Here is an 8754-nt window from a genome sequence, read left to right on the forward strand (position 1 = left end):
ATGAAGCAATGCCCCAGCCAGCATCCACAGGTGTAGTAGTTAACACGAGTTGTCTAATTTCTTGTTGTTGTTCTTCCGTCAGAAATGGCACACGACCAGGCGGCAACCGACGATCGAGTAAATGATCGAGCCCTCCTTGATTAAACCGTGCAACGTAAAGGGCAACGGATTGACGGCATACGTTGACCATTTTCGCGACATCTTTACCGAGGTGACCTTCCATGACGAGACGAACAGCGGTCACCCGAACACGAAGAGAAGCATCTTTGATTTTCCGTTCTTGTTTCCGAAGTGTTCGAGGCGTCCAGCCGTGATCATTTGTGATTTTCAGACGTTTCATGTCTTTTCCGCTCCTTTTGTATAGAAATATTTAGGAGCAGTATAGCCATGAAAAAAGGTGTTCATACAGAAGTCATGGTTTTAAGGTGCATGTATATATATGAAGCCATTCCTGAACTACCGCGCAATGCGACAGGAAAAATATTAAAACAAGTGTTGAGGGGGATGCATAATGAAACAGCTACGAGAAGTTGATCCGAACTTACTTGCCAACTTAAAAAAATATTTAGATGAAGAGTTTTATGCGTATGCGGAAGGAGAGTTAGAGAAGTTTTGGCAACGATGCATGACCGATATCGACCGGCGCGCGGTACATACAGACCGCGAAGGACAGCCGCGGCTCATCAAATATGACTGTTTTGGTAACGATATTTCCGAAATATGGGTGAACGAAGGATATAAACAAACAGTAAAAGAAACGTATGAAACAGGCATTGTCGGCTATGTCCATAAACCGATTCCTGCACTTGGCCGTGTTGGCAACTACATTTATTCGTATGCTCAAGGCTATTTGTTATCACAAGTCGAACCCGGATTTTATTGCCCGGTGACGTTAACAATGGCGACTGCATACGTATTAGAGCATTTTGCGGATGAACGAATTAAAGCAAAATATTTGCCGCACGTCATTTCCACAGGCGAAGTCGAGCTGTATGAAGGCGCGACGTTTTTAACAGAGCGGCAAGGCGGTTCGGACGTTGGTGCCAATGAAGTACGCGCTGTTTTATGCGGTGACCATTATGAAATTTATGGAGAAAAATATTTTGCGAGCAACGCTGGCATGTGCGGGGTTGCCTTAGTGCTTGCGCGCATCGACGGAAGCGAGCGGGGGACGAAAGGACTTAGTTTATTTTTAGTACCGTGGCGCAACGACGATGGCACGTTAAACGGCATTCACATTCGGCGTTTAAAAGATAAACTTGGTGTTCGCGCTGTGCCGTCGGCGGAAGTCGTATTTGAAGGGGCAAAAGCTTATTTAATTGGCGATGCGAAAAAAGGATTCTACTATATGATGGAAGCGCTCAATTTATCGCGCGTCTGCAATGCCGTCGCCTCGATTGGCATCATGAAACGGGCGCTAGAGGAAGCGAAGCAATATGGGGCAAATCGTAAAGCGTTCGGACAATGGCTTACATCGTATCCAATGGTGAAAGAAACGCTAGCAAACTTAACGGCGCGCCAAGAAGTGCAAACGAGCGCTTGTTTTGAGCTCATTTCCTTTTTTGACCGTGTGATGCGCACGTCGGATCAAGCGTCTGAGCAAGAAAAAGCGTGGAATCGCTTATTAATTGCGCTTTTAAAAATGCGAACAGCCGAAGAAGCGATTGCATTTGCCCATGAAGCGATTGAAATACACGGCGGAAACGGCTACATTGAAGATTTTGTCACCCCGCGATTGCTTCGCGATGCCCAAGTATTGACCGTCTGGGAAGGAACAGCAAACATTTTAGGGCTTGAAGTGTTGCGTCTTATTCGCAAATACCGCATTCATGAAACATTTATTCAAACAATAAGCGAGCAACTAGCTACACTTCCTGCCGAAATACGTGTATTTGCGGCACCAGTGGAAAGCGGGCTACGTGAATTGGCGCAATCGCTCCAAAAACTGCACGGACAGCCGGAAGATGTGCAAACGTATCACGCTAAAAAAATCGCCAACCGCCTTTGCGACTTGTATTTAAGCGTCGTCGCGTTAAAAGAAGCAAAAGAAAGCAAGCGAAACGAACTCATCGCCCGCCTTTTCTTACAGCATATTTGGGGATGCAATTTATTCGATGCCGAGATGTTATCGGTTCGTTATTTTGACGCTATCATGAACGAAACAAAAGAGGTAGAAGTATAAAAGAAAAAGGCAAGGTACCAAGTCGGCTCCTTGCCTTATATTAAAACAAACACCGCTAAAAAATGGGCAACAGACCCGCCTAACACAAACAGATGCCAGACGGCATGATGAAATTTAAACCCGCGCCATACGTAAAAAATCGCGCCGATTGTGTATAAAATCCCACCAATGACTAAATAGACGACACCTTCTAACGAAAGACCGGAAACGAGCGGTTTCCATGCAAATACAATCAACCAGCCCATCACAATATAAATGATTGTTGATGTGTATAAAAATCGATTAACGAAAAAACACTTAAAAATTGTTCCGATCAGCGCAAGCCCCCAGACGATGCCAAATAGCGTCCAACCGATCGCACCTTTCACTGCTAAAAATAAAAACGGCGTATACGTGCCCGCAATAAAAAAATAAATCGCCGAATGGTCGAAAATTTCAAACAGTCGCTTCCAACGTCCTTCTGGTAAGGCGTGTACAATCGTTGATGACAAATATAAGAGAAGCATCGTGCTCCCAAATAACGAGACGCTTACAACGTGCCAAGCGTTTCCGTGGATCGTAGCCATGACCGTCAAAATAGCAAGCGCTATGATGCTAAATATTGCACCAACGCCATGTGTAATCGCATGAACGATTTCTTCTTCTTTTGTAAATGTATGCGTAAAAGCCAATGATTTCATTCCTTTCGTTAAAGGCATTTTGTTCATTGTAACACACTTAAGTACATATCGTACATTTTTTGTTCATTGTTGTTTTTGTTCGCGATATAATGGAAAAAAGGAGGTGAGAAATGATGCAAATACAAGTAGAAAGGCAACGAAAGACAAAAAAATGGCTTGTTCCGTTGTTTGTCAGCATATTGTTGCTTGTAGCAATCGCTTGTGTTGCCATTTCGATTTATGTTGGCTGGAACTTGACGCACAAAGAGCGAAAAGCGGTTGTTGAGACACCAAAAGATTACGGAATGGCTTATCAAAATGTGACATTTACAAGTAAAGATGGGGGACTAAAGCTAAAAGGCTGGATCATAGAACCGACGAAACAAGCGAAAATGACCGTTATTTTTTCGCACGGTTACGGTGGGAATCGTTACGAACCTAACGTGCCGTTTTTGCCAATTGCTAAAGCACTAACAGACGAAGGATATCGCGTCATCATGTTTGATTTTCGCGCAAGCGGCGAATCGGAAGGAAACATGACAACGATTGGCGCAAAAGAAAAATATGATTTGCTTGGTGTCATTGATTATGCAAAACAACACTATTCCGAACCGATTGTTCTGTATGGAGTGTCCATGGGGGCGGCAACGTCGATTTTAGCGGCAGGAATGGATAAAGATGTAAAAGCAGTTATTGCCGACAGCCCGTTTAGCGATTTAGAAGGATATTTGCGCACATATATGCCTGTATGGACAAACTTACCTAACGTGCCGTTTACGTATTTAATCATTACCCTTATTCCGATGATTACCGATTTAGACCCAGCAGAATCTATTCCGATCAAAGCAGTTGATACAATTGTGCCGCGTCCGATCTTATTTATTCATAGTAAAGCAGACCCGTCCATCCCATACAAAGAAAGTGTAAACATGTACAAAAAACATCCAGACGTATTTGAACTTTGGCTCACCGAAAAAGCGAAGCATGTGAAAAGTTTTGCTATGTATAAAGAGGAATATATTCAGCATATGTTAGCATTTTTAGAAAAAGTGCAAAAATAAAATTCTGAATATTCATTGACTTCTGATAAAAATGTAGGTATGCTTGTAGTAAATTTGGAAAATGGAGAGGGGAAAGAAGATGAGTGTAGTTGAGCAGAGAATAGGGTATTTCGGAGAGTTTGGCGGAAGTTTCGTACCGCCGGCGTTACAGGAAGCGTTAGACTATTTAGAGGCACAGTTTTTAAGATACAAGGACGATCCTACATTCCATGAGGAGTTTGCGTTTTATTTAAAAGAGTACGTCGGACGAGAAAATCCGCTCACCTTTGCTTCAAGGTTAACTGAAAAACTTGGTGGAGCGAAAATTTACTTAAAACGAGAAGATTTAAACCATACTGGTTCTCATAAAATTAACAATGTCATCGGGCAAATTTTATTAGCGAAACGAATGGGGGCGAAACGTATCATTGCTGAAACAGGAGCTGGGCAACACGGTGTGGCGACAGCGACTGCTTGTGCGATGTTTGGGATGGAGTGCGTCATCTATATGGGAGAAGAAGATACGAGAAGGCAAGCATTAAACGTTTTTCGAATGGAGTTGCTAGGAGCAAAAGTTGTTCCAGTATCAAAAGGACAAGGCAGATTGAAAGATGCAGTTGATGAAGCGTTAAACGACTATGTCGAAAATTATGAACATACATTTTATTTGCTTGGATCAGCTGTTGGACCACATCCGTATCCATCTATTGTCAAACACTTTCAATCTGTCATTAGTGAAGAAAGTAAGCGACAAATTTTTGAAAAAGAAGGTAGGTTGCCACATGCAGTGATCGCTTGCACAGGCGGTGGTAGTAACGCCATTGGGGCCTTTGCTCATTATATTGACGAACCGAGTGTACGTTTAATCGGAGTCGAACCAGAGCAAGCCGCTACACTAACGAAAGGAGTGCCAGCTGTCATTCACGGCTTTAAGTGTCTCGTTTTGCTTGATGAAGAAGGAAATCCGCAACCAACATATTCAATTGCTGCTGGGCTCGATTATCCAGGAATTGGACCGGAACATAGCTTTTTAAAAACGTCTGGTCGTGCAGAATATTATACGGTAACAAATGACGAAGTGTTAGAAGCATTCCAAATGCTTTCAAAAACAGAAGGGATCATTCCTGCGCTAGAAAGTGCTCACGCGGTTGCGTATGCCATGAAACTAGCTCCAACGCTCGATCACGATCAAATCATTATCGTGAACTTATCAGGTCGAGGAGATAAAGACGTCGAGCAGGTGTTCCATATGTTAAGAGGTTAGTCATAAAAACGTCGTTTCCACAACGTGGAACGACGTTTTTATCGTTCATTTGCTTTCTTTAGCATCCTCTACGCGTGCAATACAGCTGAGCTGATAATCAAGTCGTTCATGGATATAGGCAATGTCTTGCTTTGTGCCATTTCTTATTTTGTCGTACGTGTAGCATACATGCGTTCTTTTGCGACTTGTAATAACTGTTGTAATTGTTCCCCTTCGACCGGGTATGTCGCATAACCGACAAGAAAAGATACAGGGCTATTTTGCTTGATTCGTTCAATTAGTGTAGAGGGTTTGGCGGCGTTTTCGACAGCAATAATCAAGTATTCATCATTTGACCATTTAGCGATAATGTCGCTTTTTCGTGTTTCTTCGACTAAAAGTTGTTCAAATGCTGTTTTTTGTTGTGTTTGGCTATTTTGTTTCGTGCGGAGTAAATAAATGGTCAAACGATTATCTGGATCTCGATCAACGAGCGCTGCGATTTTTTCAAATGTACTTGTAGCAAAGTCTTTGCTTTTTAACTGATATATTAAATCTTTGACGCAAGTTTTTCGATCATAACGATTACCAAAATAAATACCTACAATGGTTTGGAACACATAAAAACCGACGACAACATATAATTCCGTTCCACGTAATTGTGTTACATCAATCGTATCACTCATAGCGATCGCTTCTGAAAATAATACAAGTTGACTAATGAATAAACCGATTGTTTTTCCTATATGTTTTTTAAACATATATTGTCACCTCTCTCCATATTATGAAACAATCGTGCAATTGGGTTGGACAAATGGAGGAAAAATAAAAAAGGGCGAGACGATCGCCCTTTTACGTTAAAAGATGAAATGAGCTATAAAAACGATAATTGGTAATGTAATGAGTGTGCGAAGTAAGAAAATGACAACTAAATCTTTAAACGTAATTGGTAGTTTAGATGCGAGAAGCAATCCACCTACTTCAGACATATAAATAAGCTGTGTTACGGAAACGCAAGCAATAACGAAGCGAGTAAATTCACTTTCAATGCCGCTACCGATAATGGCAGGTAAAAACATGTCGGCAAAGCCAACAACCATCGTTTGTGCAGCAGCTGATGCTTCTGGTACTTGTAGGAGTGTCAAAAGCGGTACGAAAGGTTTACCGAGCCATTCAAACACTGGCGTTGTTTCGGCAATAATTAATGCAACCGTTCCAATCGCCATGACGACAGGTAATACACCTAACCACATATCGATGACCGTTTGTATGCCGTTTTTTAATAGTTTCCCCATATCGCTATTGCGTTTAGCAACGTCTGTTGCTTGTTTTAGTCCCCATTGAAAAGGTGTGTACCCAGCTGGTACTGTTTCATCAACTGGTACGTGATGTTCATGATAATACGTATCTGGTTTTTTAGATAATGGTGGGATACGTGGCATAATGATTGCTGCTACAAGACCAGCAACAACAATCGTAAAATAGTACGCTCCAAACATATGTTCAAGTTTCATATACGTAATAACAACGATACTAAATGTAATTGACACAACAGAAAAAGTTGTTCCAATCACTGCTGCTTCTCGCTTCGTATAAAAGCCGTCTTCATATTGCTTATTCGTTAACAATACACCGATCGTTCCATCTCCAAGCCAGGAAGCAATACAGTCAATCGACGAGCGGCCAGGTAATTTAAATACCGGACGCATAATTTTTGTTAAAAGTGCGCCACACAATTCAAGTAGACCGAAATCTAAAAGTAATGGCAAAAATAATCCTGCAAATAAAAAGACAGAAAACAAAATCGGAATCAAACTATATAACAACAATGCACCTGTATTTTCTGACCATACCCATTCCGGACCAATTTTCCATAATGTCATCGCCCCTAAAATTGTACCAACGATACGGGCAACGACAAACAAGCCATTCACATCGAATAATCGACGAAGAAACGAGCTATTCATTATAACAGAAGGTTGTGCTACTTTGGCGATAATCGTGCCAATCGTTGCGATAAACATAAATAAAACAGAAATGGTTGGGATGACAGAAACAAAATTCCCTTCGACCCACTTTGCTAAAATGGCTACAGGAATAGTCATTTCACTTTTATAAGGGACAGGAATCATAAAAAGGAATACACCAATAAGTGATGGAACGAGAAATTTTAGTATGTCAGTAAACTTGTGTGACTGAGCATGATTCATTTTTAAAAACCACCTTTCCACTACATTTTTTGAAAGCGGATACATAACATTACTACTATCGTAATATAAAAATAAAAATAGTCAATATAACAAAATGATTCAGAAATATAAATTATTTTCCATGGGTGTATAAATATAAAAGTGCACACTTATATACATACAAAATTATGAATTAATAACGATTTTAATATTGCGATATAGGCAACATAAAGCATAATAAAACAAAACTAATATATAATCAATCATTTTTTTGTATAAACGTTCAAATTCGAAATTTTTTGTTTTTGTAAGCACATCGATGCGTGTATTTTTTTTGTTTGTGCGATATGATAAGCAAAAACAAGCAAAGGAGGAATAACAGATGTGGCATTATGCAAAACCAATCGTCGTTGTTAGTGAATGTCTCGGTTTTTCTCCTTGTCGGTATAATGGTGATCAACTAAACGATGAAGTGGTACATAAGCTCGCGCCATTTGTGCAATTTATCCCTGTTTGTCCAGAAGTGCGCATTGGGCTTGGTACGCCGCGTGAGACGATTCGGCTCGTTCAAGACGGAGAACAAGTGCGACTCATTCAACCATCAACCGAAATGGATATAACCGAGCGAATGAACGAGTTCTCTGCTTCGTTTTTAATGCAATTATCGAATGTGGACGGTTTTATTTTAAAAAGTCGGTCCCCATCGTGTGGAATTAAAGATGTCAAAATATATCGTAGTGCACAAAAAGGACCTGCATCAGGAAAGGGAAGCGGGATGTTTGCGAAACATGTGTTACAAATGTTTGCACATAAAGCTGTGGAAGAAGAGGGGCGATTAACAAATTTCGTTATTCGAGAGCATTTTTTGACGAAGTTATTTACGCTTGCTTTGTTTCGAGAGGTAAAACAGACAAATTCACACCATCGTCTTGTTGAATTTCATGCTGAGCATAAATATTTATTTATGGCTTATCATCAACAAAAATTGAAACAATTAGGAAATATTGTTGCAAATCGAACTCGTTTGCCGCACGAAGAAATATTTTTGCGGTATGAACAAACATTACATGAGTTGTTTGCACGACGATCCCGTCGAAATTCGAACATTAATGTTTGTCAACATATGATCGGTTATTTTAAACATGAATTAAGCGGTGAAGAAAAGCGGTATGTCCATGAGTTGTTAGAAAAATATCGGGCGGGCAAGCTACCGTTAAGTAGTGTAACAGCAGTCATTCGTTCATGGGCCATTCGCTATCAAAACGAATATTTGTTGAAACAACGATATTTTCAACCCTATCCGGAGCCATTGCTTGATGTGACGGACTCGGGAAAAGGAAGGGATTATTGAAAAAAAGCGACAAAGGATTATCCTTGTCGCTTTTTTGGTGTGCTCGGCATGGGTGCAATCTATAGGGTGAAAGTCCCGAACTGCGAAGGC

Annotated in this window: 9 protein-coding genes; 5 read left to right on the plus strand and 4 right to left on the minus strand. The window is 40.8% G+C overall.

The annotated features are described in order from the left end of the window. A partial coding sequence (locus CS060_RS13470) for a helix-turn-helix domain-containing protein (RefSeq protein ID WP_099669048.1) occupies positions 1–340 on the minus strand: 340 nt, incomplete at its 3' end. A gap of 47 nt (positions 341–387) precedes the next feature. On the opposite strand from CS060_RS13470, the gene CS060_RS14185 reads away from it, so the two are divergent. Together CS060_RS14185 and CS060_RS13475 are read left to right on the plus strand one after the other, a co-directional pair. Beyond that, a complete protein-coding gene (locus CS060_RS14185) occupies positions 388–534 on the plus strand; it encodes a hypothetical protein (protein ID WP_156099089.1) in 147 nt (48 codons plus the stop codon). Continuing rightward, complete coding sequence (locus tag CS060_RS13475; RefSeq protein ID WP_035050014.1) at positions 512–2182, plus strand: acyl-CoA dehydrogenase family protein; 1671 nt, start codon at positions 512–514, stop codon at positions 2180–2182. Before CS060_RS14185 ends, CS060_RS13475 begins: the two co-directional genes overlap by 23 nt. A gap of 35 nt (positions 2183–2217) precedes the next feature. On the opposite strand, the gene trhA is transcribed toward CS060_RS13475, so the two are convergent. Next, positions 2218–2853, minus strand: coding sequence for a PAQR family membrane homeostasis protein TrhA (trhA, locus tag CS060_RS13480; protein ID WP_035050017.1), 636 nt, complete (start codon positions 2851–2853; stop codon positions 2218–2220). Between the two features lie 122 nt (positions 2854–2975). Here trhA and CS060_RS13485 point away from each other — a divergent pair, with 122 nt between their 5' ends. Continuing rightward, on the plus strand, positions 2976–3902 hold the full coding sequence (locus tag CS060_RS13485; RefSeq protein WP_035050016.1) for an alpha/beta hydrolase: 927 nt from the start codon (positions 2976–2978) through the stop codon (positions 3900–3902). 79 nt (positions 3903–3981) lie between these two features. Further along, a complete protein-coding gene (gene trpB, locus CS060_RS13490) occupies positions 3982–5145 on the plus strand; it encodes a tryptophan synthase subunit beta (protein WP_035050013.1) in 1164 nt (387 codons plus the stop codon). 143 nt (positions 5146–5288) lie between these two features. Here the strand turns inward: trpB and CS060_RS13495 are convergent, their stop codons facing one another. Together CS060_RS13495 and CS060_RS13500 are read right to left on the minus strand one after the other, a co-directional pair. Next, on the minus strand, positions 5289–5885 hold the full coding sequence (locus tag CS060_RS13495) for a nucleotidyl cyclase domain-containing protein (RefSeq protein WP_035050012.1): 597 nt from the start codon (positions 5883–5885) through the stop codon (positions 5289–5291). Positions 5886–5981: 96 nt separating this feature from the next. Then, positions 5982–7334, minus strand: coding sequence for a YjiH family protein (locus tag CS060_RS13500; protein WP_035050010.1), 1353 nt, complete (start codon positions 7332–7334; stop codon positions 5982–5984). A 361-nt stretch (positions 7335–7695) separates the two neighbouring features. Between CS060_RS13500 and CS060_RS13505 the strand changes: the two genes are divergently transcribed. Then, positions 7696–8664 carry a YbgA family protein gene (locus CS060_RS13505; RefSeq protein WP_035050008.1) on the plus strand — a complete coding sequence of 323 codons (969 nt, stop codon included), beginning with the start codon at positions 7696–7698 and terminating at the stop codon, positions 8662–8664. The last annotated feature ends 90 nt before the right edge of the window (positions 8665–8754 follow it).

The organism is Anoxybacillus flavithermus (assembly GCF_002742685.1).
Taxonomy (GTDB): Bacteria; Bacillota; Bacilli; order Bacillales; family Anoxybacillaceae; genus Anoxybacillus; species Anoxybacillus flavithermus_E.

Bases quoted from the DNA above. Each gene is read 5' to 3' on its own strand.
- CS060_RS14185 (WP_156099089.1), top strand. From the start codon at position 388: ATGAAAAAAGGTGTTCATACAGAAGTCATGGTTTTAAGGTGCATGTAT.
- CS060_RS13475 (WP_035050014.1), top strand. From the start codon at position 512: ATGAAACAGCTACGAGAAGTTGATCCGAACTTACTTGCCAACTTAAAA.
- CS060_RS13485 (WP_035050016.1), top strand. From the start codon at position 2,976: ATGCAAATACAAGTAGAAAGGCAACGAAAGACAAAAAAATGGCTTGTT.
- trpB (WP_035050013.1), top strand. From the start codon at position 3,982: ATGAGTGTAGTTGAGCAGAGAATAGGGTATTTCGGAGAGTTTGGCGGA.
- CS060_RS13495 (WP_035050012.1), bottom strand. From the start codon at position 5,885: ATGTTTAAAAAACATATAGGAAAAACAATCGGTTTATTCATTAGTCAA.
- CS060_RS13500 (WP_035050010.1), bottom strand. From the start codon at position 7,334: ATGAATCATGCTCAGTCACACAAGTTTACTGACATACTAAAATTTCTC.
- CS060_RS13505 (WP_035050008.1), top strand. From the start codon at position 7,696: ATGTGGCATTATGCAAAACCAATCGTCGTTGTTAGTGAATGTCTCGGT.